At 34.6% G+C, this 26,455-nt stretch carries 20 protein-coding genes, 2 tRNA genes and 1 pseudogene; 14 read left to right on the plus strand and 9 right to left on the minus strand.

What is annotated here, in order from left to right; genetic code table 11:
• Nucleotides 1–32 precede the first annotated feature (32 nt).
• The gene (locus IPK14_20705; GenBank protein ID MBK7995707.1) at nucleotides 33–1,457 is read right to left on the minus strand and encodes an aldehyde dehydrogenase family protein; all 1,425 of its coding nucleotides are present in this window, start codon (nucleotides 1,455–1,457) and stop codon (nucleotides 33–35) included.
• A 237-nt stretch (nucleotides 1,458–1,694) separates the two neighbouring features.
• Here IPK14_20705 and IPK14_20710 point away from each other — a divergent pair, with 237 nt between their 5' ends.
• The 6 genes from IPK14_20710 to IPK14_20735 all read left to right on the plus strand — a co-directional run bounded on the left by IPK14_20710 (nucleotide 1,695) and on the right by IPK14_20735 (nucleotide 8,517).
• Nucleotides 1,695–3,143, plus strand: a complete 1,449-nt coding sequence (locus tag IPK14_20710) for an SEC-C domain-containing protein (protein ID MBK7995708.1) — start codon at nucleotides 1,695–1,697, stop codon at nucleotides 3,141–3,143.
• 166 nt (nucleotides 3,144–3,309) lie between these two features.
• Complete coding sequence (locus IPK14_20715) at nucleotides 3,310–3,936, plus strand: RNA polymerase sigma factor (GenBank protein ID MBK7995709.1); 627 nt, start codon at nucleotides 3,310–3,312, stop codon at nucleotides 3,934–3,936.
• A 34-nt stretch (nucleotides 3,937–3,970) separates the two neighbouring features.
• Nucleotides 3,971–4,405 (plus strand): hypothetical protein, encoded by a 435-nt coding sequence (locus IPK14_20720; protein MBK7995710.1) that lies wholly within the window; start codon nucleotides 3,971–3,973, stop codon nucleotides 4,403–4,405.
• Nucleotides 4,398–4,793 (plus strand): hypothetical protein, encoded by a 396-nt coding sequence (locus tag IPK14_20725; protein ID MBK7995711.1) that lies wholly within the window; start codon nucleotides 4,398–4,400, stop codon nucleotides 4,791–4,793. The genes IPK14_20720 and IPK14_20725 overlap by 8 nt, the downstream gene beginning before the upstream one ends.
• 282 nt (nucleotides 4,794–5,075) lie before the next feature.
• The gene (locus tag IPK14_20730; GenBank protein ID MBK7995712.1) at nucleotides 5,076–5,648 is read left to right on the plus strand and encodes a sigma-70 family RNA polymerase sigma factor; all 573 of its coding nucleotides are present in this window, start codon (nucleotides 5,076–5,078) and stop codon (nucleotides 5,646–5,648) included.
• A gap of 58 nt (nucleotides 5,649–5,706) precedes the next feature.
• Nucleotides 5,707–8,517, plus strand: a complete 2,811-nt coding sequence (locus IPK14_20735) for a protein kinase (protein MBK7995713.1) — start codon at nucleotides 5,707–5,709, stop codon at nucleotides 8,515–8,517.
• A gap of 102 nt (nucleotides 8,518–8,619) precedes the next feature.
• On the opposite strand, the pseudogene IPK14_20740 reads toward IPK14_20735, so the two are convergent.
• Nucleotides 8,620–10,639 (minus strand): annotated as a pseudogene (locus IPK14_20740) (LON peptidase substrate-binding domain-containing protein).
• Nucleotides 10,640–10,923: 284 nt separating this feature from the next.
• Between IPK14_20740 and IPK14_20745 the strand changes: the two are divergent.
• The 4 genes from IPK14_20745 (at nucleotide 10,924) to hisH (ending at nucleotide 15,311) form a co-directional block, all read left to right on the plus strand.
• Complete coding sequence (locus tag IPK14_20745) at nucleotides 10,924–11,358, plus strand: Hsp20/alpha crystallin family protein (GenBank protein ID MBK7995714.1); 435 nt, start codon at nucleotides 10,924–10,926, stop codon at nucleotides 11,356–11,358.
• Nucleotides 11,359–11,404: 46 nt separating this feature from the next.
• Nucleotides 11,405–11,851 carry an Hsp20/alpha crystallin family protein gene (locus IPK14_20750; protein ID MBK7995715.1) on the plus strand — a complete coding sequence of 149 codons (447 nt, stop codon included), beginning with the start codon at nucleotides 11,405–11,407 and terminating at the stop codon, nucleotides 11,849–11,851.
• A gap of 58 nt (nucleotides 11,852–11,909) precedes the next feature.
• On the plus strand, nucleotides 11,910–14,567 hold the full coding sequence (gene clpB, locus IPK14_20755) for an ATP-dependent chaperone ClpB (protein ID MBK7995716.1): 2,658 nt from the start codon (nucleotides 11,910–11,912) through the stop codon (nucleotides 14,565–14,567).
• A 135-nt stretch (nucleotides 14,568–14,702) separates the two neighbouring features.
• Nucleotides 14,703–15,311 (plus strand): imidazole glycerol phosphate synthase subunit HisH, encoded by a 609-nt coding sequence (gene hisH, locus IPK14_20760; GenBank protein MBK7995717.1) that lies wholly within the window; start codon nucleotides 14,703–14,705, stop codon nucleotides 15,309–15,311.
• A 291-nt stretch (nucleotides 15,312–15,602) separates the two neighbouring features.
• On the opposite strand, the gene IPK14_20765 is transcribed toward hisH, so the two are convergent.
• The 7 genes from IPK14_20765 to IPK14_20795 form a co-directional block, all read right to left on the minus strand.
• On the minus strand, nucleotides 15,603–16,178 hold the full coding sequence (locus IPK14_20765) for a Uma2 family endonuclease (GenBank protein MBK7995718.1): 576 nt from the start codon (nucleotides 16,176–16,178) through the stop codon (nucleotides 15,603–15,605).
• Nucleotides 16,179–16,251: 73 nt separating this feature from the next.
• Nucleotides 16,252–16,689, minus strand: coding sequence for a flippase-like domain-containing protein (locus IPK14_20770; protein MBK7995719.1), 438 nt, complete (start codon nucleotides 16,687–16,689; stop codon nucleotides 16,252–16,254).
• Nucleotides 16,631–17,164 (minus strand): flippase-like domain-containing protein, encoded by a 534-nt coding sequence (locus IPK14_20775; GenBank protein MBK7995720.1) that lies wholly within the window; start codon nucleotides 17,162–17,164, stop codon nucleotides 16,631–16,633. Before IPK14_20775 ends, IPK14_20770 begins: the two co-directional genes overlap by 59 nt.
• A 16-nt stretch (nucleotides 17,165–17,180) precedes the next feature.
• Nucleotides 17,181–18,221: a glycosyltransferase family 2 protein gene (locus IPK14_20780; GenBank protein ID MBK7995721.1), complete on the minus strand. Its 1,041-nt coding sequence runs from the start codon at nucleotides 18,219–18,221 to the stop codon at nucleotides 17,181–17,183.
• Nucleotides 18,222–18,319: 98 nt separating this feature from the next.
• On the minus strand, nucleotides 18,320–19,210 hold the full coding sequence (locus IPK14_20785; GenBank protein MBK7995722.1) for a ChbG/HpnK family deacetylase: 891 nt from the start codon (nucleotides 19,208–19,210) through the stop codon (nucleotides 18,320–18,322).
• A complete protein-coding gene (locus IPK14_20790) occupies nucleotides 19,207–20,841 on the minus strand; it encodes a glycosyltransferase family 39 protein (GenBank protein MBK7995723.1) in 1,635 nt (544 codons plus the stop codon). Before IPK14_20790 ends, IPK14_20785 begins: the two co-directional genes overlap by 4 nt.
• A 238-nt stretch (nucleotides 20,842–21,079) precedes the next feature.
• Nucleotides 21,080–23,611, minus strand: coding sequence for a TonB-dependent receptor (locus IPK14_20795; GenBank protein ID MBK7995724.1), 2,532 nt, complete (start codon nucleotides 23,609–23,611; stop codon nucleotides 21,080–21,082).
• 389 nt (nucleotides 23,612–24,000) lie between these two features.
• Here IPK14_20795 and IPK14_20800 point away from each other — a divergent pair.
• The 4 genes from IPK14_20800 to IPK14_20815 all read left to right on the plus strand — a co-directional run bounded on the left by IPK14_20800 (nucleotide 24,001) and on the right by IPK14_20815 (nucleotide 26,370).
• Nucleotides 24,001–24,073 (plus strand) — tRNA-Lys (locus IPK14_20800).
• A 19-nt stretch (nucleotides 24,074–24,092) separates the two neighbouring features.
• Nucleotides 24,093–24,167: transfer RNA gene (locus tag IPK14_20805), tRNA-Glu, on the plus strand.
• Nucleotides 24,168–24,388: 221 nt separating this feature from the next.
• A complete protein-coding gene (locus IPK14_20810; GenBank protein ID MBK7995725.1) occupies nucleotides 24,389–26,071 on the plus strand; it encodes a tetratricopeptide repeat protein in 1,683 nt (560 codons plus the stop codon).
• The gene (locus tag IPK14_20815; GenBank protein ID MBK7995726.1) at nucleotides 26,068–26,370 is read left to right on the plus strand and encodes a hypothetical protein; all 303 of its coding nucleotides are present in this window, start codon (nucleotides 26,068–26,070) and stop codon (nucleotides 26,368–26,370) included. The genes IPK14_20810 and IPK14_20815 overlap by 4 nt, the downstream gene beginning before the upstream one ends.
• Nucleotides 26,371–26,455 lie beyond the last annotated feature (85 nt).

Below are 26,455 nucleotides of genomic sequence, written 5' to 3' on the forward strand. Positions count from 1 at the left end.
TAAAGCACTAATAAAGTTACTTAGACTTATAATTAATCTAAATTTAGGACTAGGGTTTTTAGCTCAGTCATTTCTTCAATAGCATAGCGTATTCCTTCACGACCAAAGCCGGAATCTTTAACCCCTCCATAGGGCATAGTTTCAGCACGATAAGTAGGAATATCTCTTACTATTAAACCACCTACTTCTAAACGCTCATAAGCTTGGAAAATGGCTTTAATATCTTGGGTAAAAATCCCTGCTTGTAGACCAAAGCTTGATTTATCAATCATTTCTATAGCTTCGTCAAATGTTTCATAAGGAGTAAGTGTAACAACAGGAGCAAAAATTTCTTGGGATTGAACTTTTAATTCAGGGTCAACATTTGTTAAAACAGTTGGTTGGAAAATATTGCCGCTACGACTACCGCCACAAAGAAGTTTTGCATTATGGTCAAGGGCTTCTTTAATCCAAGACTCTGCTCTAGTGGCTTCTTTTTCGCTAATCATTGGGCCAAGGTCAGTTTGTTCATCTAAGGGATTGCCTATTTTTAAGGTTTTTGTAAGGTTTAAGAATTTGTCTGTAAACTCTTGATAAATAGGGCTATGAACATAAATTCTTTGTACAGAAATACAAACTTGACCAGCATAACCAAAACCGCCTGCAACACAACGAGAGATAGCAAAGTCTAAATCTGCATCAGAATGTACAGCAACACCAGCATTTCCACCTAGCTCTAAAACAACCCGACGATCAAAAGCAGCCTTTTTTAATTGCCAACCAACCGCAACGCTACCAGTAAAGGAAAGAATTTTTACTCTAGGGTCAACTACTAGAGGGTTAGCGTCTTCATTGCGACAAGCTAAAACACTTAATGCTTGAGCAGGCCAACCTGCATTAAGTAAGATTTCTCCTAAAACTAAACCTGTTAAAGGTGTTTGTGGAGCAGGTTTTAAGATAAATGGACAACCAATAGCAACAGCAGGTGCAAGTTTATGGACTGCTAAATTTAGTGGAAAATTAAAAGGTGTAATAGCCGTCATCAGCCCTATAGGGAAACGTCGGACTATCGCCATACGACCTTGGGAGCTAGCATCTAGGTCTAAGGGCAATACTTCACCATTTAGGCGTTTAGCTTCCTCTGCTGCCAAAGTCAAAGTGTTAGCGGCGCGAGCAACTTCTATACGAGCCGCTTTTATTGGTTTACCTGCTTCTAAGGCAATTAACCTACTAATTTCTTCACTACGCTTTCTTACTTCAGCGGCTGCATTTAATAAAACTTCCACTCGTCTGTAGGTAGGAAGACGACGTGTTAGACGAAATGCTTCTGAGGCAAGCGCAATTGCTCTATTAATTTGATTAGGTGTAGCTTGATAGGTAGTTCCTATTAACTCACCATTAAAAGGCGAGCGAATTTCTATTTGTTCAGAGCTAGTTTCACGTTCTCCAGCAATCAATAAAGGGTAATCTTTGACCATAGTTTTTACTTAATCTTTGCTTAGTTATCATTAAATTTTTTAGATGATAGCTTAACAGACAAGTAAAGGAAACCTTTAGACCTAAAATATTTACCTAAGTTATTTATTAATTTTTTTTAATATCCTGCAAAAACGAGTAAATCCTAACAGGATTTTGTTATAAGATTCGTATTCTTTTTTATAATTTTTGCAATAATCTATAAATAATAAAAAATAATTTAGGAGGTTTACTGTTTAATGGCAGCGAAAATTGGCCGTAATGATCCTTGTCCTTGTGGTAGTGGAAAAAAATATAAAAAATGTCATGGTGATGGTGCTGCTGCTATGCCACAAACAGCAGAAAGAAATGTTGTTAGGCCACGCAATTTATTAGAAACTAACGTAGTTTTACTTTATGCTGTGGCTGATATCTTTGGCCTAAAACGAGGCTTTAGATGGAAGGATGTTAAACGTAATATTTCTGCTGAACAAATTTCCAATCTTTACCGTGTGATTGCGGAATTATATCCAGCTAACACAAATATACTTAGTTTATTACCAAAAGATGATAAACTTAGGGCTTTTTATGTTGGTGATATGGATCCACAACTTACTGGACATAATATGGCGAGAATGGGTCTTTATGTAGATGAAATGCTATTTATTGCACCCCTTTATAACCCACATTGTGCAGTAAATAAACTTAATCCTATTCATAATCCAGAATTATTTAAGATAGATACTTACAAACTAATTTACTTTCTCTATTTGCTAGGCCCGGCTCTAAATTCAGGCATTGTAAGATTTATACCTAATCCAGGAATTTTTGATAGTTCTTTACAACTAGATTTCTTAAGTGCTGCATATGCTAGAGCTAATGGAAAAGAAGTTAGTAAAGATAATATGGAAACTCTACGTTTAGACTATAGCAATGATTTACATAAAGTTATTCGTGCTGAGTCGGCAGAAGCTAGAGAAGCACAGTTAAGAAAAATGTACCCACACTTAACAGACCAAGAAATTAACTTAACTCTGCCATATCTTGAACAATTAGGTAAAGAACAGTCGTCTGTTGTTCTTACCAAAGAAGTTGAGCAAAGGTTAATAGAAACTGCTGCTCAAATATTAGCTGTACGTGCTGGAATAAATACAGATACAGCAATACATATTTGTCAATATACTGGAGCAATGCCTTATACAGGTACTTCCTGGCGTTGGCAAGAACTTTTAAGTACAGCAAATAATGATGCAGAAAAAGACAACTGGACAAGCTTAACCGAAGCTTTTCAATCACAAGAATTTGGTTTCTTAAATAATGTTGAACGTGGTTTTGTAGGAGAATTTCACTCAATGAAAAGGCTAGAAGGCACTCGTGATTATATGCGACGTGTTTGGCAAGCCGCAGATAGCAAATTAAATGCTGAAAGTGCAGAAAATTCTGTAGCTGATTTACAAAATGAATTAGTAACAGAACAACAAAAAGCTTCAGCAGAATGGGCGCGAATGCGTCAGGAAACTAAACAATGGATTGCTAGAGTATCAGATCCAGACAGCACTTTAGAACCTGTAGTTAATGGTAAATTTAACCTAAGTCTGCCAAATAATGGATTTACTACTATAGTTGGACAAGAAAAATTTGCTTCGCTTGCAAATGCTGAGACAATCAAAACAAAAGTACCAGCAGCGGTTTATATAGAACTCACTTAGTAATCTATTTTTAGCATTTTTCCTAAAATTGGGAACACAAATAAAAGTTGTGTTCCCAATTTTTTATGGCTTAGTTCTTTGCAATGTAACCAAAATAGTTTATAAAACGTTCCCATTAGTTAAGTATAATTTTATTAAAAGTTTAAGTTTATGGCTAGGCAGGCTGATGAAAAAAGCCGCACAAGAGGCAATTCTTACAACTACAGATACAAAGCCAAGTGCTACACAACTAACAGATGAATCTTTAGTTGTCAGTGCTAGTAATGGTGATGATGAAGCTTTTAAGCATCTTTTTGAGCGTCATCGGTTTTGGGTTAGTAGAACTGTTGGCAAGTTTTTTCATCGTCCTGAAAGAGTAGAAGAAATAGTACAAGAGGTTTTTACCAAGCTGTACTTTACTTTAAGCTATTTTTCGCCTCAGCCAGGTAAAACTTTTACTAATTGGTTAGCTAGTGTGGCAATTAATTTTTGTTATGATGAGCTAAGAAAAAGCCGTCGTAGACCAGAACATTCTATAAGCGAAGTAACAGAAAATGAACAAACTTGGCTAAAAGAAAAATTGATTGATAACAAAACAGCTAGCACAGAGCATCAAGTTATTGTTCGAGACTTAGCCAATAAATTACTTTCACAACTTAGTGCAGAAGATCGTTTAGTGCTAACTTTACTTGATGTAGAAGAACTTTCAGTAAATGAAATTGCTGAACTAACAGGCTGGTCAGTTTCAAAAGTAAAAGTTCGCGCTCATCGTGCGCGAATAGAATTACGCGGACTATTAAATAAATTTCTCTAAAACTTTTTTTATTAAGTTAGGAAAAATAAATGTTTTGGAAAAATATAAAGCATCAGACGAAAAATTAGACGAATTAGGCAAACAGCTTCTTAAGGCTTCAACACTTACAGATGAAGAGCTTAATAAATTAGCCAATTCACCATTTTTATATTCAAAAATACAAGCAAATATTAAAGCAAAGGGCCAAACTGAAAACTTAAATAATGGATTTGCTATTTTATTTTTAGCTAGATATGCAGTTCCAGCACTATTTTGTATAGCTTTATTTTCACTAACAGCTTTTTGGCTAAATGATTTGCCAGTACCACCCGTCAATGATACTTCAGATGATTTTCTAGCTACAGAGCTTATTTCTGCTCCTGTAACGGTTTGTAATATTTCAACAAAATCTGAATGTTCTGTTTCAAACAATGATGTTCTTTCAATAGTTTTTCAAGAACAACCATCGGAGAAGATAGAAAATGAATAGTCAAAATAGAGTTTGGTTAAAAGCTACAGCAGTCTTGATAGTAGTATTTTGCCTAGGCATAATTACAGGCGGAGCCTTAGATAGCCTCTACCGCTCACAAGCAAAAAGTGTTGCAAACAAAAATAATAAAATAGACACAGTTGATTACTTAAATAACTTAAAAAGAGAATTAAATCTATCCCCTGAGCAAGTTAGAGATATGCAGATAATCCTAAGTGATATGAGTAAAGACTATAAAATTTTATGTGCTGAAACCAGCCCACGTTACAGCGTTTTGCGTGAAAAAGGCCGGTCAAAAATGAAAGGGTTACTTTCCACTGATCAACAAAAATTATTTGATCAAGTCGTCACCCAAGAAGACTGTAATTGTCCTTATTTGAAGAAATAGAAAATTTAGTTTAAAAGTTCTAATAGTTTTTTTGCAAAAGACTTAATAGTATTTACTGCCTCCTTTGCTTTACAGCAAGCAAGAAGTCACCCTGCCTTTGTCAATCGTAGCGTTTGACACCACAATATAAAGTAGCGTATAAATAACTAGTAGGCAGCAAAAAACGTTATTTTTATTGGTTTTTATACCCTTTGATTTTACTAATTTACTTATTTTCAATAAATTACTCTATTCTTCAAAAACTTGAATATTAAGTAAAAGTTAGTAGTGTATTGGTAAATTATGTCTAAGCTTAACAATATCAGCCTTTTGCTAACAGAATGGAAAAACGGTAAAAAAGAAGCATTAGATGAAGTAATACCATTAATTTATAATGATTTACATTTACTAGCAAAAAAATATTTATCCAAAGAACTCCCTAACCATAGCTTACAAGCCACTGTTTTAGTAAATGAAGCGTATATTAGACTTCTTGAATGTCAACAAATAGACTGGGAAAATAGAATACATTTTTTAGTAGTAGCAGCAAAGTTAATGCGTAATATTTTAGTTGATCATGCTAGAAAATACATTGCTGCTAAAAGAGAAGGAGCTAGATATAAACTTTCTCTTTCTGCTATTGATAGGTTAACTAGTAAAGATCCTGATCTAGACTTATTAGCTTTAGATGATGCCTTATCCGCTTTAGCTATTGTTGACATTCAACAAAGCCGTATTGTTGAATTAAGATATTTTAGTGGCTTAAAAATTGAAGAAATTGCAGAAGTTCTTAACATCTCTACGGCCACCGTAAGCCGTGAATGGAAACTTGCTAAACTCTACTTACTTCACTATTTAAGTAAAAAAGAGTCTTAACATAAAAAGTTTTCCCGATTTTTGATAAAATTTTTCTAAATTATCCGCAATAAGTAATATGACACCTGAAAGATGGCAAAAAGTAAAAGGAATTTTGGATAAGATACTGCACAATGAGCCGGCAGAAATAGAGAAAATTCTTTTACAAACTTGTGGGGATGATTCTGTTCTTAAAGCTGAAGTGTTGGAAATATTAGCACTTAATAGCCAAGCTGATTCTTTTCTTTCATCTCCATTAGTAGACTTATTTGAACAATCAAATAACCCATCTGAAATAGAAACCTTAAACCAATTGAATTTAGAACAGGATTTATTACTTATGAAAAGCTTAATTGGAAAAACTTTAGATGGTAAATATTTAATTGAAAAGCAATTAGGCCAAGGTGGAATGGGCGCAGTTTATAAAGCTACCCATCTTGGAACTAACCGACCTGTAGCAGTAAAAGTAATAATGCCTCAATTTATGGCTAACCTTGAGTTTATAGAACGTTTCAGAGTTGAAGCAAAAGCTACAGGAAAGTTACAGCACCCAAATATAGTAAATATTACTGATTTTGGATTCACTCAGCTTGATTTAGATAATATGGCCTATTTAGTTATGGAATTTTTAGATGGCTATAATCTAGGAGATTTTCTAAAAAGTAGAGGCAAATTACCATTATATTTAGTAGTAGACATAGTAGAACAAATATGTTTAGCACTAAATGAAGCTCATAAACAAGGAATCATTCATCGAGATCTTAAGCCTGATAATATTTGGTTACAACCTAATGGTAGAGATGGTTACAATGTAAAAATATTAGATTTTGGATTAGCTAGGCTAAGAGATAATACTCTAAATCCTAGCCCTGTTAGTAAGCTCATAGGCAAATCCACTAATTTACCTACTAATCCACTAAATACACAAGTAGAAACAATAGCTCAACTCCCGAATCAACAAATAACTAAATTTTTTGTAGATGAAGAAGCATATACAAAAGTACTAGTTAATAGAAGTAGTAACAATGAAGTTAAGACATTAAAGATAAATAAAGTTGTTACTGTTGGAGATATAGATCCTAAGACCGTTCCTGAATGGTTAACTAGAGTTGGGATTATAATAGGTACTCCTCTTTATATGTCTCCTGAACAGTGTGCTGGTACTGAACTTGATGCTCGATCTGATATTTATAGTTTAGGTATTATCATTTATCAAATGCTTGCTGGGGAGACTCCTTTTTCTGGTAACACGTACCAGCTTATTGAAAAACATAAAAAGGAACAACCAGTTAATTTGAGAGAAAAAAGAAAAGAGCTTCCCAAAGATGTTACAGAATTAGTAATGTCCACATTGTCTAAAAAGCCAGAAGATAGGCCAAAAAGCTCTTTACTTATAGCTAAGGTACTTCGTTTGTGTGCAAAAGGCGTTGACCTTGCATTATTAGAATCGAAAGAATTTTTTTATACTCACTATTTCAAGTTTATTGTTCCATTAAGTATTGTTTCGCTTCCTTTTTTAATTCCTTATCTGTTTTTTTATGTAATTTTTCTTGTTAACCTTCATCAGTTAGCAGATAAGACATTATCTGTTTCTTTGGCAGAAAGTGTTTTTGATTTCTTATCTCAACCTTATACACTAACAGTAGTATTTCTTCTTTGGGGACAGATTATTTTTGGGACTTGCTTAATTATGATTGAGCAACTTCATAGTAATCCAAATAGCTCAATTAAACTTAAATTTATAGTAAAAACACTATTAGGACATTTTCCTGAAATAGTAGTTGCCCAAATTTTGTCTGTTGCTATGTTTGTTCTAAAATTTATACCATCAAATGTTTTAACAACCTTTAAGTTTAATCTATCTTGGAAAAAGCCTTGGCGAGGGCATTCGTTTAAGGTTGCAAGTATTTTGTTTGAGGAGAAGACTAGATATAGTGCTTTAGAAAGTTCTCAGTCAGTTGTTAAACTATTGTTTTCTTTTGTTAGATCGCTTAGATCTCGCCAAATAGGGTTTTGGCTCCAAGCATTTTTGGTTGGTGGTATCTATTTTGTAGTTGTTCTTCCAGCAACAGCCAATATTACGATGGGAGCAAAAGGAGAGTTTTCCCCAGGAGTGTTGGAAATGGTAAGCATAGGTTTTGCAGTTCTTATGTCTTTACTTATCACATTTTATCTTTTTTTAAACTATATAGTAATTGCTATTACTTTATCTAATCTATACTTAGAAATTAAGTTAGAGCCTAACAAAATACTAGAAAATATATCTAAAGATAGACAATCACGAAATAGATTTTCAAGATCTTTGTTCACTCAACATTTTTTTGCAATCTGGTCTAACATCAAGGAATTTAAGTTGCTAATAGGTTTAATGATTGCAATGTGGTTAATATCCATAAATGATTCATTTTTTTATGAATCTCATTTCATACCTGATGTTATAAGTATTTGGCATGGAATATCATATGTGCAGCCTAACTATGTTCCTGATACTAATCGCTTAGTAGTAGAGGCTGTATATATGGGTAAAGTTGAAACTGTAAGGTGGTTGTTGGAACAACCAAAATATGTTGATGTAAGGACTAAAAGTTCTACTGGAAAAAACTTACTATTTATTGCAGCGCAAAGCGGTAATTTAGAAATGGTACGTTTATTAGCAAAAACACGCAAGGGATTACTATTAGATTTACCAAATGATCAAGGAGATTCTCTTTTAATATATTTGGTAAAACAGCCTTTAAGTAATAATAGGAAACAGGTTATTGAAGAACTAATTTCTCTAGGAGCCAATACAGATCTTAAAAATAGAGAAGCAAAAACAGCCTTGGATGTTGCTCAAGAAACTAACCAAAATGAAATCATAGAAATACTAAAAAATGCAAAGAAGAAATAACTTTCTAAAAATAAATAGGATGGGAAATAAACTTCCCATCCTTGAAATTGCCTAACAAATGAGGTTAGAGGTTATAGCTACTAGAAAACGTTTCCTAAAAAATTAAGCTGCTGATGCAACGATACTAGGTATTACATAAGCACTAGCATCAAAGCCTTCTATTGCATTGTTTAGCACTTGCTCAATGGTTTTTACAGGTATAAATTCCATTTCTTGTTTTACTTCAACTGGTAATTTAACCAGGTCTTTTTCATTAGCTTTAGGCATAATGATTCGACGAATACCGGCCCGACGTGCTGCTAAGACTTTTTCTTTAAGCCCACCTATTGGTAAAACTAGTCCGGAAAGTGTAATTTCACCAGTCATTGCAGTATCGGCACGCATAGCTTTATTTAAGTAAAGCGAAGCAAGCGCGGTGGTCATTGTAATACCGGCTGATGGGCCATCTTTTGGAACTGCTCCAGCAGGCACATGCAAATGTAGTCCAGCATTCTTAAAGACCTCTCGATCTATACCAAAGCGATGAGAATTTGCCCAAAGATAACTCATTGCTGCCCGTGCGGATTCTTTCATTACATCGCCAAGTTGACCAGTTAGAGTTAGGTCTTTGCCTCCTGGTAGAAGTGTTGCTTCAATATAAAGAACATCGCCTCCTACAGGTGTCCAAGCTAGGCCGGTTGCTACACCTGGCTGTAATTCTGTTCGCATTTCTTCGGGTAAAAACTTATCTGGCCCAAGTAGATCATCTAGCATTGAAGGTTCAATTTTCATTTCAGCTACTTCACTTAGAGCAATTTTTACAGCTACTTTTCTGGCTAACTGTCCTAAGGTGCGCTCTAGTTGGCGTACTCCAGCTTCACGAGTATAAGAACTAATTAGCTCGCTAATAGTTTTTTCATCTATTTGAATTTGAGCATCTGTTAAGCCAGTTTCTTTTAGTTGTCTTGGTAAGAGATAGCGTTTAGAAATTTCTAGTTTTTCTTGTTCTGTGTAGCCAGATAGAGAAATTACTTCCATGCGGTCTAAAAGTGGCCCAGGAATAGTTTCTAAACTATTGGCTGTACAGATAAAAAACACTTTGGAAAGATCAAAAGGCAAGCTTTAACACTGCTAAATGCTCAATAATACGGTCTTTAATATCATTTAACCCATAGTGATCTTCTGCCAACACTTCACGAGCATGTTTTAAGTCTAAATTATCCGTTGTGGCTTTATGCCAAGGAAGTTCTAACACTACATCTAAATAAGTGCGGATTACTTGATGATCTGGTGCAGCAGGTGGAAGTTTTTCTAAACGTTTCATTTCACGATTAACTTCTTTTAGAACTTCTGCTGGCAGATTAGCTTCATCAATTTTTTGACGGAGCATTTCTAGTTCTGCTTTTTCTGGATCTTCTTCTCCTAATTCTTTTTGAATTTGTTTTAATTGCTGTCTAAGCACATATTCGCGTTGTGCTTTATGGATTTCTGCTTGAGCATCACCTTGAATTTTTTGACGTAATTCTAAGACTTGCACTTCATGTGTTAAATACTCATGCATTGTTTTAAGCAAATCTAGTTTAGTGTTAGCTTCTAAGAGCTTTTGTTCCTTGTCTATTTCCATATGAAATAGAGTTGCTAACATATAGCTTAATTTTACAGGGTCTTCGGTTGAAACTACGATGGATGTTAGATCTTCTGGTACGTTTTGCAACATTGATAAAGATTTTCCTACTAAATCATTAATTGCACGGTGTAGGGCTTCAGTTTCTGTTGAAGACTCTTTTAAGTCGGCTAATGGCTCAACTGTACCTAATAAATAGTTATTATCTGTTATATCAACACTATTTATTTTTACTCGCCCAATTCCTTGAACAATTAATTGTAGATTATTTTCATTCATACGAATTGAGCGTTTAATTACTGCTAATGTGCCAATATTATATAGATCATTTTGGCTTGGTTCTTCAGTTGCCACCTCCTTTTGTGTCACCAAAACAACTAGCTTTTCTTCTGTATTAGTAGCCGCTTCAGCCGCAGCTAGTGAGCGAGTTCGTCCAACAGAAAGTGGCAACACCATATAGGGAAATACTACTGTATTTTTTAAAGAAATTATTGGGTATTGAGTAGTAGACAAATTCATAGTTTTAACCTCCTGAACACTATCTCTTCTTTAGTTAGTGCTGTTTGTCCTTCTATTGGTGTGCCATCACCGCCGGAAGTTTGTTAAAGAAGTTGAGTGTTTAATTATCAAGTATTTTGCGTGACTGAATGAATCTTACAGAAAGCATTTTAATTTGTCCAAGGAAAATTTCTAAAAATTTCCTGGAAAAATATGCTTGACAAGTTAACACTCAACTTTTATGATGCAAACACAATCAAGTTAAATTAATACTTAATCATCGATAAAAATTTTTGGAGGTAATTATGACCAAACCAGTAGCTGCAAAAAGTCTTGCTAACTTAGAAAAACAATTAAATTCTTTATTTAACCCAGCCGCTTTTTCTGTAAGTGCTGAGGACTTAGGTTTTGCAGGTCACGGGCCAGCAATAGATATTTGTGAAGATGACAACAATCTATATCTAATTGCAGATTTGCCAGGCTTTCGCTCAGAAAATGTTCAAATCCGCTATGAAAACCGCACTTTAACGGTTTCTGGTGAGAAGGTACACGAAGAGTTACCTAATGTGCGCTATCACCGTACAGAAAGCTTTTCTGGACGTTTTCAACGCTCGTTTTCACTTCCATTAGATATAGATATAGAAAAGATAGGTGCTGAACTAAAAAACGGGTTGTTAACTATTACGTTACCAAAACAAGAAGTACATAAACCAAGACAAATTACCGTAAAAGTAAATTAGTTAGTAAAAATCTTAAATAAAGGAAATTAATTTTGGAGGCAAGATTATGAAAAATAATAAATCATTTACCAATCCTTATAGAGCAATGAGCGATTTAGGGCAACTGCAAAAGTTTTACCAAGAATTTTTTGGTATACCAACACGCACTAATAACAGTACAACAGAAGAATGGTCGCCAGTAGTTGATATTTATGAGACAAAAGATGAATTAGTCTTAGAAAGTCAATTGCCTGGTATGAGTGAAGCAGACTTTAAGCTTAGTGCAGAAAACAATATTTTAACATTAACAGGTGAACGCAAATTTGTTGATCAACCCAAATATAAACTTCATCGTCAAGAACGCCCTCAAGGGACATTTGAGCGTAGTTTTACTGTACCTAGCACATTTGATTTAGGAAAAGTTTCAGCTAGTTATAAAGAAGGTATCTTAAAAGTAAGTGTACCTAAAAGAGTAGAAGCAAAACCACGTCAGATTGAAGTAAAAATAGTTTAATAAAGTTTAACAAACATAGGGTTAATCCTTAGATTAACCCTATGAGTGAGGTGATGTTATGGATATAAATAAAATGACACAAAAAGCACAAGCAGCTATTTTGGCTGCTCGCACAATTGCAACCAAAAATGCCAATCCAGAAGTTGATGTTGAGCATTTGCTCTTAGCTCTTTTAGAACAAGAAAACGGTCTTGCTCCAGCTATTTTAGAAAAAGCAGGAATTGCATCAGACATTGTTCGTAACCACCTCGCAAAAGAAGTTGACAAGTTGCCAAAAGTAAGTGGTGGTAGCGTTAGCTTAGAGCAAATGTATATTACTCAGCGATTAAATAAAGTTTTTGTTGTAGCTGAGGATGAAGCTAAAAGACTTAAGGATGAGTATATTTCCGTAGAACATTTTCTTTTAGCAATTGTTAAAGAAGGAAAACGACATCCAGCAGGCAAGTTACTCCATGAAATGGGTTTAAGTGAAGACCGTTTAATGAAAACTTTGCAAGAAGTACGTGGTAAACAACGGGTGACATCTCAAAATCCAGAAGAAACCTATCAATCATTAGAAAAATATGGACGAGATCTTACAAAACTAGCTCGTCAAGGCAAAATTGACCCAGTAATTGGGCGAGATGATGAGATCCGTCGAGTTATTCAAGTCCTGTCCAGGCGTACTAAAAATAATCCTGTCTTAATTGGTGAGCCAGGCGTAGGTAAAACCGCTATTGTAGAAGGTTTAGCAACAAGAATTATTCGCGGTGATGTGCCAGAAGGCTTAAAAGATAAACTAATTGTTGCCCTAGATATGGGTGCTTTAATTGCTGGTGCTAAATATCGAGGTGAGTTTGAAGAACGCTTAAAGGCGGTTTTAACGGAAGTTTCAGAATCTCAGGGGAAAATCATTCTTTTTATTGATGAACTCCACACAATTGTAGGTGCAGGAAAAACAGAAGGCGCGATGGACGCAGGCAATTTATTAAAACCAATGCTAGCACGTGGTGAACTACATTGTATTGGTGCTACTACCTTAGATGAATATCGTAAATATGTTGAAAAGGATGCAGCACTTGAACGACGTTTTCAACCAGTGCTAGTTAATGAACCTACAGTAGAAGACACTATCTCTATACTTCGAGGCTTAAAAGAACGCTATGAAGTCCATCATGGAACTAGAATTAAGGATTCTGCTTTAGTTTCGGCTGCTGTACTTTCACAACGCTATATTTCAGACCGATTTTTGCCCGACAAAGCAATTGACTTAGTAGATGAGGCCGCAGCACGTTTAAGAACCGAAATTGATTCAATGCCTCAAGAATTAGACGAAATCTTGCGCCGTGGAATGCAATTAGAAATTGAAAAAGAAGGTCTAAAACGAGAGACTGATAACCCATCAAAAGATAGGTTACAAAAATTAGAAAAAGAATTGGCAGATCTTCGCGCTCAATCTGATTCCTTAAAAGCTCAATGGCAAGTTGAAAAGCAAGCTGTGTTAAGACTTCGCAAACTAAGAGAAGAAATTGAGCAAACCAAAATGGATATTGAACGAGCCGAGCGAGATTATGACTTAAATCGAGCAGCAGAACTTCGCTATGGTAAGCTTGCTACGCTAGAAAATAAGCTTAAGACAGAAGAAGAGCATTTATTTAAGAAGCAAGGTGTTAACCGGATGATTAAGGAAGAAGTGGACGAAGAAGACATTGCAGCAATTGTAAGTCGTTGGACACATATTCCTGTTAGCAAATTATTACAAGGTGAAATCGATAAGTTACTTAACCTTGATGAATGTTTGCATCATCGTGTAGTTGGTCAAGATGAGGCGGTTCAAGCTGTGTCAGATGCAATTGTCCGCGCTCGATCTGGGCTAAAAGATCCAAATCGTCCAATAGGCTCATTTATTTTCCTTGGCCCAACTGGTGTAGGGAAAACCGAACTTGCTCGCGCACTAGCAGAGTTTCTTTTTGATGATGAGCAAGCAATGGTTCGGCTGGACATGAGCGAATATATGGAAAAACATTCCGTTTCCCGCTTAATTGGCGCACCTCCTGGTTATGTTGGTTATGATGAAGGGGGCCAGTTGACGGAATCCGTTAGACGTAAGCCTTACTCAGTGATTTTATTTGATGAAATTGAAAAGGCTCATCCAGATGTTTTTAATGTGCTATTGCAAATACTTGATGACGGACGTTTAACTGATGGTCAAGGTCGTATGGTTGACTTTAAGCACACTGTAATAATTATGACATCTAACATAGGTAGCCAGCTAATTTTAGACTATAGCAGCAAGGGTAATGATGAAGCAGCTTATGAAAAAATGAAACGCGGTGTTTTAAGTGCAATGCGTGGAGCATTTAAGCCAGAATTTCTAAACCGTGTTGATGAAATAGTTGTTTTCCATGCTTTAGGCGTTGAACACTTAAAACAAATAGTTGATATTCAAATTGCACGTCTTCAAAAACGGCTTGATGAAAGAAATATCAAACTTGCAATGACAGATGAAGCAAAGGAATTTTTGGTAAAAAGTGGCTATGAAGCTAGCTATGGTGCTAGACCTTTGAAACGAGCCATTCAACGAGAAATTGAAACACCTTTAGGGCGTGATCTCTTGCGCGGTAAGGTCAAAGATAATCAAACGGTTGTAGTTAGTGTTGCAAATGAGGCCTTAAGTTTTATGGGTATATCTGAGGAAGCTTTCTTGTCTGGTAAACGGGGGGTTGCTACGGCATAAAAGCGCTTAAAAAAAGTGAGAAAGGCTAGCTTGATTTAATGGGCTAGCCTTTTTTGTATTTCCTGCCAACTTAATTTTTATCCTACTCACTTGTAACTTAAACTACCTATTTCACTAACAAACTAGGAATAACTGATGATCACAATAATAGACTATGGCGCAGGAAATTTACGTAGTGTAGAAAAAGCTTTTGCTGCTGTTGGTGTTGAGACAGAAATAGCTAGCAATAAAGATTTGTTGATGCAGGCTAAAGCACTAGTTCTACCTGGTGTTGGTGCATTTGGTGAAGCAATGGATTGTTTGCGAGCAAAGGAATTTGACCAAATAATTTTAAGTGCTGCTAAGATGGGTAAACCTATTTTAGGTGTTTGTCTAGGCTATCAACTATTATTTGAAGAAAGTGAAGAGTTTGGACTACATAAAGGATTAGGTTTATTGCCTGGGCGAGTAGTTCGCTTTCCAAAAAATGATTTGCATGTGCCGCATGTTGGTTGGAATCAAGTACATAAACATCAAGATCACCCAATTTTATTTAATATTGCTAATAATAGTTTTTTTTATTTTGTACATTCTTTTTATGTTGAGCCTAGTGTAAATAGTGATGTAATTGGGCTAACTGATTATGGAGTAAACTTTTGTGCTATTGCTGGGCGGGGTAATGTTGTTGGCGTGCAATTTCACCCAGAGAAAAGCCAACAAGCAGGGCTAACTTTATTAAAAAATTTTTATTCACAATTAAAATAAAAGATAGGTAATAAACAGTAAGTTCTGTCTTTTAAGCTCCCTAATAAAGAGTCCATAAAATTCCTGTCATATATTTTAATCAGGTTATGTTAAATCATACGTAGGGTTTCAACCCTATGCTACATATCTTTCGCCCCGTTGGGGCTTTAAGAAATAAAAACATCAGAAAACTTTGTTTACGCTGTATTTAGCTTATGGAAAAAATAAAGCTTAGCTAAAATCTAACACTTTTATTTGTGATTATCAGATTTATCTTAATGAACTATCTTCAATAAAATTAACTAGCAGATATTAGTTAAAAATAATATCTTGATAAATTTCACGTAAAGCTAAAGTAAAGTCAATTGAAGAAAGGTAAATAGAGCTTTCTAGTCCATTAATTTGACTTGATTGCCAAGTATTATCTTCAGATTTAACATAATGAATAATGCTAGCATTACTTTGTTCAACTAATAGATATTCTCTAAAGCTTTCAATTGATTGATATAATGTAAACTTAGCACCTTTATCATAAAACTGGCTAGTTGGGGAAAGAACTTCTGCTATTAATAATGGATTTACCAAAGTTGCAATTCCGCCAATAGTCTCAAACTCTAAGTTTCCACAAGCAACTAAAAGATCAGCATAACGAAAAGGAGGTGCTAGAGGTACTTTGATGGCAACTTCCCCACTCATTGCACGGCAAGGGTGGTTTTGTAACTGAATTTTCAAACTGGTTAAAAGGTTGTCTGCTATTAAAGTATGATTTTGACTTCCGCCAAACATCAAAAAAATTTGCCCATTCCAATATTCATACTTTTCTTCTGAAGTCTTAACTAATTGAAAATATTCTTCTAAAGTGTAAAAAGGTTTTAGTTTTGCTGACATTATTTAACCTTAGATTTTATTTAATATATTTTTAGAAAGTATAGCAGCCAGAGGAATTTAAGATAATTACTATTTAAGAATTTATGGTAACTTCTTTGTTTTCTCTGTTTAGCTCACGGAAGAAATATAGCCCAACTAAAGCAGGCACCAAAGAATTGATTATGTAGGCTAGAAATGTTGCATTAAAAGCTACTTCTTTAGCAATAGTAAATAAAGCAAATAATGCTACTGACGTGCTTTCACGTACTCGTAAACCACTAATTGTAATAGGAATTAGATTAGTTAACATTACTAGAGGATAAACAAAAACGACAGCTTTTAGATTATCTACACCTAAAGCGCGAACTAGAACATATAGAGAAATTACATCTAATAAATTAAGTAGGATTGTTAGAGAAAGATTAATTGCAAGTGCGGTTAGAGTAAGGCGTTTTAGCCCAATAGATGCAGCACTAGTGATTTCTTGGAGTTTTTTTAGTGGAATTAATTTTGCACCTAGTTGTAAAAAAATCTAACTTAAAAATTCCAATTAATAAGAAAATATTAGCAATTAGCAATAATGGTAAAGTATTTGTACCAAAAAAAACGGTTATTCCGATTGTGCCAAAAAATAGAACTACTGAAAGATCTAAAAAGCGATCAATTAAAACTAGTCCGCTAGCCTCGGCACGTTGTCCGTTTTTAAGAAACGCTACACGGCTTAAATCTCCTACTCTAGCCGGGGTTACTAGCGCAAAAGACATTCCACCTAAAAGTGAGGCAAATGTTTGTTGATAGTTAGCTTCTCCTAAACCTTTTTTTACTAGCAAATGCCAATTAAACCAACGAATTAGCAACATTAACATACTTAAAAAAGCTGCTAGTAACATCCACTCTAGTTTTACCTTTGCAAAAGCAGCAACTAGAGTTTGAATGTTAATTTGAGTAAATAATAATGCTAGTATTGCTAAAGTTAAGAGTAGTTTAATTGCGCGTTTAGCTGTCACGTTTAGTTAGAACCTCTTAAGCGCGTTCTTCTATATCAACAACAGGTAGTCTTTTACCGCGAATAACTTTATCAACTGTATAAATTGTTTGATTTTGTGACTCAAAGTAAGTTCTAGCCAGTAGTTCAGCAATCAAACCTGTAGAAACTAGTTGAACACCTGTTAAAAACAGCATCATAGCCAAAATCATTAATGGGCCGTGTTCAATAAAAAGGTCTGTTGCAAAAAAGATTTTCTTAAAAAGTAGAAAAAAGCTTAAAAATCCTCCTCCAACCATACCTATTAAGCCTATTGGCCCAAAGAAATGTAGCGGACGAGTAACATATTTAAGTAAGAAACGAACCGTAAGCAAATCAAACATTACTCTAAATGTCCGAGAAATGCCATAATGAGATTTTCCATTTTCCCGGTCAATATTTTTAATAGGGACTTCAACAATTCGCGCTCCATTCCAAGACGCTAGAGCAGGAATAAAGCGATGCAATTCACCATAAAGTTTTACTCGTTTGATTGTTTCTTTGCGGTAAACCTTAAATGTAGTGCCAAAGTCATGCAACTTTACACCAGAGAGTTTTTCCATCATTAAATTAGCAATACGTGATGGAATACGGCGAAGAATTAAATTATCTATTCGCTTTTTTCTCCAACCAGACACAAGATCATAGCCTTCATGTAGTTTTTCTACTAAATCAGGAATATCAGCCGGGTCATGCTGTAAATCGCCATCCATAGAGATAATTATTTCACCTTCAGCATAATGAAAACCTGCTGCTAAGGCAGGAGTTTGACCGTAATTGCGCTTTAATTTAATTACTGAAACTCGCTTATCACAAGATGCCAAGTCTTTAAGCAATCTATAAGTAGCGTCCCGACTATCATCATCTATAAAAACCATTTCAAATGGTTCATAACGTCCTTCCATCACTTCTACAATACGTTTATAAAGTTCAGGAATACTGTCTTCTTCATTATGAAATGGGACTACTACAGAATAAGTAATTAAGTTATCATCCTGTTTGGATGTGCTAAAAATAGATTTGCTTGCACTCTGACTCATAAAATCTCTGCTCCTAATACATAAGGGGTTAGCCTTACGCTAAAGTTATGCCAAGTCTTTGGCTATTTAAGTTTTCGAGACGAAAATAAGCTATTTGCTTATAAAGCTTGTTTTGATAGTTCGCGAAAAGATGTTAATTCTATAGACTGGGCTTTTAATGCAGCAAAAGCTTGCTCAGAAGTTACGGCTGCTAGTTCTTGTTCACGAGAATGTTTTAACCTTGTTACAGTTGTTTTTAACTCTTCATCTAAAACAGCCGGATGACACATTAATTCACTTAAACCTTCTTTTACCTGTGATAGTATCTTGCTAATTAATGATGGAGTTAAACATCCTGTAGCAATAAAACCTTGAAAATGATCAGGATAACAGAGTTTGCTGCTACGAATTTGTTTATGAAAATTCCATTTATAATAATCTAACATTCTGGTAAGTAAATATTTTTTCCCTATGTCTAACTTAGGCGATTCATTATAAACTTGGCGCAATTGCTTAATGTTGCACTGTTCAAAAGGTTTACGGATATAGCGAATTTTATATTCTTCTGCTACTTGAATTACTGCGTCTAAAACTTTTGGATGTGCATGTGAATGTTTGTGTGAATCACAATGAGAAATTGTTAAACCTTTAGAAAGCAGATAATCAAGCTGTGCTTTAAGTTCTGTAACTATCTCAGCATACTTGACTTGTCGGACTGTCATTAGCCAAATAAAATCCGTTAAAGTACGAGGTAACTTTCCCTTACTGTCTAATAATGATCGAATCTGTGATGCTTTTGCTATTGGTTCTTCACCAATTAACACTAAATGACAGCCTAAACTAAGCTTTGGAGCGTCTTTTAGACGAGAAAATCCGTCTGATAATGCTCGACCAGCAGCCATAATGGTTGTACTTGTAACAATTCCTTTTAGGTGAGCCTCAATAATTCCAATATTAATCCCTTTGGCTTGACCATAATCATCAGCATTTACAATTAATTGCTTTTTCATTGCTTATTAAACGATGGGTTTTCAGTTAAATTTTGATTAAGATCAGTAACATTTAAGTTATTGATTTTATAGATTTTTACAGCCACAGCACCTAAAGCTTTTATTTCTTTTATAGGCGCATAGTTAGCTTCAATAAAGTTTAAGAGCTTTTCATTCTCAAAATAACGTCTTCCATCTTGAAACATTACATAAGTAGTTTGAGTGTCAGAAAATTGAAATTTAGGATCCGACATTGTTTCTGACTTAATATCAAGGCGGCCAAATGCTTTACAATAATAGTTAATTACTCCTGGTGCTTCACTTGCAATAATTGAATTGGGTTCAGCTTCTTTAGCTACATAATTTATTGCCTCACGTAGTCCTAAGTCATAAAACTCATCATGTGGGAAGTAATAGCCTACCTTATCTTTACCTGCTAATGGGTTTAGATAAAGTGAGTAAAACGGAGCAGCATTAATTACTATTAATGTTGGTATAACAAGAAAAACTATTGATACTAAGCTAGTTAATACAAATTTTGTTTTAGAACTAAGTTGAGGATATCTTCCTTCACACCAAGTTTTTAAATGTTCGTAGCCAAAACTTAAACCTATAGCCATAATTGCGCATACTTGCGGCATACAAGCCAAAATATAGCGTAGCCATTTAGCTCCAAATATTGAGTATGGAATTATCCAGACTAAAAACATAAATCTTAGGAAAAAATACCCTTCTTCATTGTTGCGACGAAAAGTTACTATTAGCCCAAGTATAAAAGCTAAAAGTATTGGTAAAGGTGTTTTAACTAGTAAAGCTAATAAATAGAAGTAAATAGGTAGTCCGCTAAGTGGAATTGCTGCATCAGTTTGATAAAGTTCACCCATCATATAATAACCATGATGAGTAACTGTTAAAGTACGTGAATATTGAGCCATATATTTAATTATACCAGGCATTAATACTGCCGGATTAGCAATTAAAAAGACGACTCCCATCATAATAAAAAATAGTAAAACGTGTTTACCTTTAATTTTTGTATTCCATTTATTAGGCCCAAGTAAATGATAATAAAGAAAATTTAAGCCAAAGAAATGAGGGAAATACTTAGACGCTAGCATTAAACCAAAGCTTGCTCCACTGCTAGCCCAATAACCTAGTTTAGCAAAACTTTCTGTCTCGGTAGCTTGTTTAGCTTTTCTGGCTAAATAGTAGGCTAGCCAAAGGAAAAATACCATTAGCGTATCTTCTTTAGCTACACGATTTATTAAAATTGTATGGATATTTATTGCCCACATTAGAGCCGTTAAAATGCCTATGCGGAAGTTAAATAGATTGGAAAAAAACAAGTATAAAATTATACAAGTGAGTGAGCCAAAAATTACATTAGGAAGACGCAAAGCACTTTCAGTAGCAATAGGATTACCTAGTTGATCATTTGCTGCAATGCAAACTGCTCCAAGGACTTTCATCAACATAGGATGTTCTGCATTAGCAGTATAATCACCTTGTTTGTAAGCTTCTATTGCATCAGTTTTATGGGTTTCATCCTCACTTAAACCTGCTATATCTAGTTGATAAAACCTAAGCACAAAAGCAAGTAAAGTGATTAGCAATAAAAGAACAACTCTACGTTTATAAAGTGCTTCTATCATTACAACTCTACAACTCTGGACGTTAAAGCAAAATGAATTTTTATTATTTAAGCTATAAAAGCAAACATTATTGGATTTATAAAAAAAAAGTACAAATCTAATATCCGAAATTTCAGCAGATTTTGAACTTATTTTTTAGATAAATTTAAGCCAAGAATGCTTTTGAAAGAAAAACTTGCAAAACCTTAGGAAGGTTTTTTGGGAGTGGAGATTTTTGCACTCCCAAAAAGCTATGAGTTTAAAAATCAAACTCAAATTTTCCTCTAAATGTTCTGCTTACACTGTTATAAAAAGTGCCAAAGTTAACACTATCAATATTTGCTTGTACATCTCTAGGGTTAAAATTGTTGGTGATATTAAAGATTTTTACTCCAACCCTAGTTTTATATTTTTTACCTAAAACAGGAATATTTATTCCTTTAGTAACTTGCATATCCAAGGAAACAAAACGAGGAAAACGATCTCGATTGCGTAGTCCAACAAAGTCTTGGTTTGCATCAATACGGGAAAAAGGAAATCCAGTACGTAAATCTAAAACAGGAAATGCCATTAAGTCAAAAGGAAGCTTAATACTACTAGTTACTAGCAATCTGTTTGGTGTGTCAAATGCTAGTCGAGAGCGTTGATTTTCACGAATTATAGGATTACGGAAATTACCAAAATAAGTGTTAAAGTCGTTTAAGTCACCTGTTGCACGAGAACGAACATAAGAAACAGTAACCTCATTATCCTGATTAACTTTATAGCGGCTTGTAAATTGAAATTCTTGATAGCGAGAACGTCCACCATTTGAAAGCAGTAGGGAAGAACCTTTTACAGGGTCAGTTGAAGGATTGACGATAAATTCATCCCGGCCTTCACGACGTTGATAACCAAAGCGGAAAAATACGCCTTTAGCTAATTGTCTATCTACTTCAAATGTAGTTGAAATACTGTAAGGAATGCGTAATTCATTAGCAAAAGTATTACGAAATAGCCGATCTTTATCAATAATACTACCATCATTAGCAAAAGTAGTGACGCTACGGCTTTGGAGTTGTTCAAATGCTCCTACACCAAGTGCAACTTTGTCATAAAATCGGCCCACACCACCGCGAAAAACTGTTTTACCATCGCTAAAAGGTACAAAAAGAAATCCAAACCTAGGTGCAAAGTTTGCTCCTCCAGCAATTTCATCATGGTCATAACGTAGGCCAATATCAAAAATTAACTTAGAGTTAACACTATATTTATCTTGAATATAAAGGGTTTGCTCTGGATTATCCCTATCAATTTGACCACTACCAACAAAATTAATTTGCTGGAGAGTATTTGTTATTACAGGGGTGTTAACTACAGGAGACATAGGATCGTTAGTATTATTAAAAGTTTTTACTACATTTATTGGAGAATTTTGATCCCGCCCATTGTAATTATTAAAACTAATTAGTGCTCCAACTTTTAAGGCATGACTACCCTTAAACCTAAAAGATGGAAGGCTATAGTTTATTTGTGTGTCATAGCGATCTGTAAAACGAGATTGACGATTAAAGAAACTACCAAAATTATTTTCCTGAGAAACAAACATTGATTTGCCGTCTTGAGGAAAAATAAAAGCATCAAAGCTCTTTGCACCAAAAATTGCTTCTAAAAATCCACCATTGTCAAATGCTACACGTTCTGCAACCGCTAGAAAAAAGCCTCGTTGACGGAAATTAGGGCTAACATCCATTGCATTAAAAGTATTTAGGTTAACAAATGACAAGTTTTGAGGGAAAAATGAAAAGTTAAAAGTAATATGATTACGATCATTTACTGAATAATCAACTTGTGTAAATATATCAAAAGTTTCTAGTTTAGTGTCATTTCTAAAATTAGGTAGTGAGGGAATACGAGTACGGATAAAACGATATTCTAATGATTGAGAAAACGTTAATTTCTTTTTAATAATAGGGCCTGTAATAATAAATCGAGGTGTAAAAGATTCTAGGCCAACAATTTTACTTTCACCTGTAACAGGGTCATTACGACGACGCAGGCGAGGAAAAAAGTTGGTAAATAAAAACTTATATTTATCTCCACCAGAACGAGTTCCAATTGAAGTAACTGCACCAGTAAATTTTCCATATTCGGCTGAATAAGGGCTGGAAAGTACTGCTACAGACTCAATTGCTTCAATTGGCAGACTGATAGCAAAATCTCCTGTAACTGGATCAGTTACATTAGTGCTGTTAACAAGTAGCCCACTTTGGCTAGAACGCGCACCTTTAATGTTTAGCAAGCCGTCTGGCCCACGAATTACACCTGGAAGTAAGGGTAATGCTTCTTGAAAACGTTCATTTGCTAGAGGTGCATTGCGGAGTTCTTTTTGTTTTACTTCACCAACATTAGTTGTATTGTCAGTATTTATTTTGTTGTCATCATTAGCTATTACTTCTACATCAACTCCAACGCTTGCTATTTTAAGCACAACATCCAGATCGCCAACTGCACCAGGTAAAAGTTTATAAGTTTTTGTAAAAGGTTCAAACCCAGGGGTTTCTACTGAAATAGTATAATCGCCAGGTGAGAGATCTAAAATAGCAAATCTGCCTTCTTCATCTGAAATAGCTTCTAACTGTTTTACAATACCGGCACCAGAAAGCATTACAGTTGCACCAGATAAAGGAGTTTTAACCCCATCTGTTGCTAATGTATGTACTACACCTTTTAACTTTGCTGCTTGTGGCATTGCTAAAGCTAAAAAGCTATAGGAAAGAATAAATACTAAAGAAACTAGTATTTTATACATAATTGGATTCCTTGGCAAAAAGCTAGGTTTAAAGTAGGGTTTTGTTAACATTTTAATTAGCCTTAAACAGCTATAATCATTTTATGCCATAAGCAAATTTATAATCTTAAAGAGTTATAATCCTGCTTAGATATAAATTATTTCTTAAATTAGTTTTAGTTTACTTGAGCGTTTTTACTAAAACTTAGATATTACAATAGCTTTTTAATGATCTTCAAGTCAGAGAAAAAGATGTTTAGGAGAAATCAAACTAAAGGAAAATGCTTATTTATGGATGAGCCTGGAATTTCTTACCAAGAAAAGCTTGACTTTGTTAAAAGGCAAAGTTAATAATATCGCTTTCCAAAACGAAAAAGTTTTTGAAATCTTTTTGAAAATAAAAGCTTTGTGGGCCGTTAGCTCAGCCGGTAGAGCATTTGGCTTTTAACCAAAGGGTCGGTGGTTCGAGCCCACCACGGCTCACTTCTACAAAGTTTTATTTGTCTCGGTCGTCTAGTCAGGCTCAGGACACCGCCCTTTCACGGCGGCGACACGGGTTCGAATCCCGTCCGAGACGTTTTAACTTCTTCTTAAATTACTTGCTTAAATTTTTTCAAAACAATCTCTACTTTATTTGTCTAACTTTATCCTATTTTATTTTAATAAACGTGCTGTCCTAATTGTGCATCTTCTTAAGGTAATGTTTTATCGCTTAGGAATGCTTTGTTGGACGGCTTTTTTGTTTTGCGCTTTAATTAAAGTTTGCCTGCCTCAGAAATCCTTTTGGGAGAGATCAAAATGTTAAACAAGTTATATTTTGTTTTACAGTTGCTTATAAGCTTTTTTGTTTTGTCTCAATTTAATTTAGTTTTTGCTAATTCTTTTGCTAGTTCTAATGAGACTGTTTTAACTCTACCTTTTGAAAATGTTTCTAATAAAACAGAATATAACTGGATTGGTGAAGGTTTTTCTTTAGGTATTACTAATTTATTAACAAATTCTGGCTTGGTTGCTTTAGATGTAGAGGAAAGAAACCTAGCTTATGAGCGTTTAGGACTTGCTCCTACAGCAATACTCACCCGCGCTAGTGCTATAAAGATAGGAGAAAAAGCTGGAGCAGATATTTTAGTAATAGGAACTTATAGCATTGTTGGGGAAGGAAAAAATCGTACTCTTACAGTCACATCTAGGATGATTGACCTACGTGAGGGCCGTGCAATAGGAAATGATTATACTTTTAGTGGAACAATTACAGATCTTCAAGTAATTCAAGGCAAATTGGCTTGGGAAATTCTTTATAACCGCATCCCAGGTTTTGCTTTTTCTCGTGAACAACTAGTTAACAAAGCAACATTGATTCCTTCTAGTGCCTTTGAAAGCTATGTTAAAGCACTTTTGACAGCTAACAGAGATGACAAAGTTAAATTTTTATTTCGTGCCTTGTCAGAATATCAACAAAATAACAGCGGCCAATATTCGCAAGCCGTATTTACACTAGGGCATCTTTATTATGATGAAGCTAACTATAAAGATGCTCTTAACTGGCTGACAAAAGTAGATCTTAAAGATCCTTCTTATCTGGAATCAGAATTTTACAAAGCTGTTGCTTATATTCAAACTAATGATAATGAAAAGGCTGGAACAATCCTAAAAATTTTAACAAATGATTTGCCGCTTTATGAGGTTTTTAATAATGCCGCAATTATTGAGGTCAGAAACAATAACTTTAATGAAGCAATTCGCCTTTTTGGACTCGCCTTACAAGCTGCTCCACGAGACAATAATCTATTATTTAATTATGGCTATGCCTTTTGGCGAGCAGGGCAATATTCATCAGCCGCTAATCAATTAAATCAATTAGTTAGACGTGAAACTAAAGATGGACAAGCTTACTATATACTTGCAAAAAGTCTTGAAAAAATGGATCAAAAACTAGAAGCTGCAAATGCTTTAGATGAAGCTAAAAAATATCTGCCAGATTTTGCTAAATGGGAAACAGATGGCAAAATACCTAATCTAACACGAGTAAAAGATCATTTTAGCCGTAGTGCTTACCTAAGAGTTATTAGAGGAAAAGATAAGGCTGCTACCACTTTAGCAAAAAGATCTGAAGAAATAGAAACTCTTCTAGCAAAAGCTCAAGGATTTTTTATTGCTGGTCGAGATCAAGAAGCAATTAGTAGCTTAAATGAAGTTTTTAAGCTAGCCTCAGATAATGCAGATGCTCATTTGCTTATGGGAAGGCTTCAAGAACGACGTGCAAATATAGACGGCGCAATCACTTCACTTAAAGCAGCCATATTTTGGAACCCTAAATTAATTGCTGGACATATTTTATTAGGACGGATTTATTTCCAGAAAAACGAGTTAGTACAAGCTAGAAATTACTTAAGACAAGCTCTAGCACTTAACCCTGAAGATAGAGATGCTTTAGCCCTAAAACGCTTAATAGATTCAGAAAATAAATTAGAAAATAAATGAAAATAGTATTTTTCATATTAGTATTTCTAATAGTTCTAGTTACAAGTTTAATCCTATATATTGTCTATGCTTCTCGAAAACATAAGTTAGATAGTAGTTATAAATCTGTACTTGGAGCAAAAGTCTTAGCTCAAACAGATCTAAATCCCAAAGGTGTAATTTTAATTAATGGTCAAGCATGGATTGTAATTTCTAGTAAAATAGTTAAAAAAGGGACTTTGGTAGAAGTTATTGAAACTGACGATGTTTTTCTTAGGGTAAAACCTGTGTTTTCTACTACTTTTTCGGCAAATGAATAGCATTGTTTTTTCTTGATATGCTAAGATTAGCCACTATTTTAACTCTACAAAAAATCTATCAAATTAAATAATTTTAATAAATAAA

This window comes from Blastocatellia bacterium, assembly GCA_016713405.1.
Lineage (GTDB): Bacteria > Acidobacteriota > Blastocatellia > Chloracidobacteriales > JADJPF01 > JADJPF01.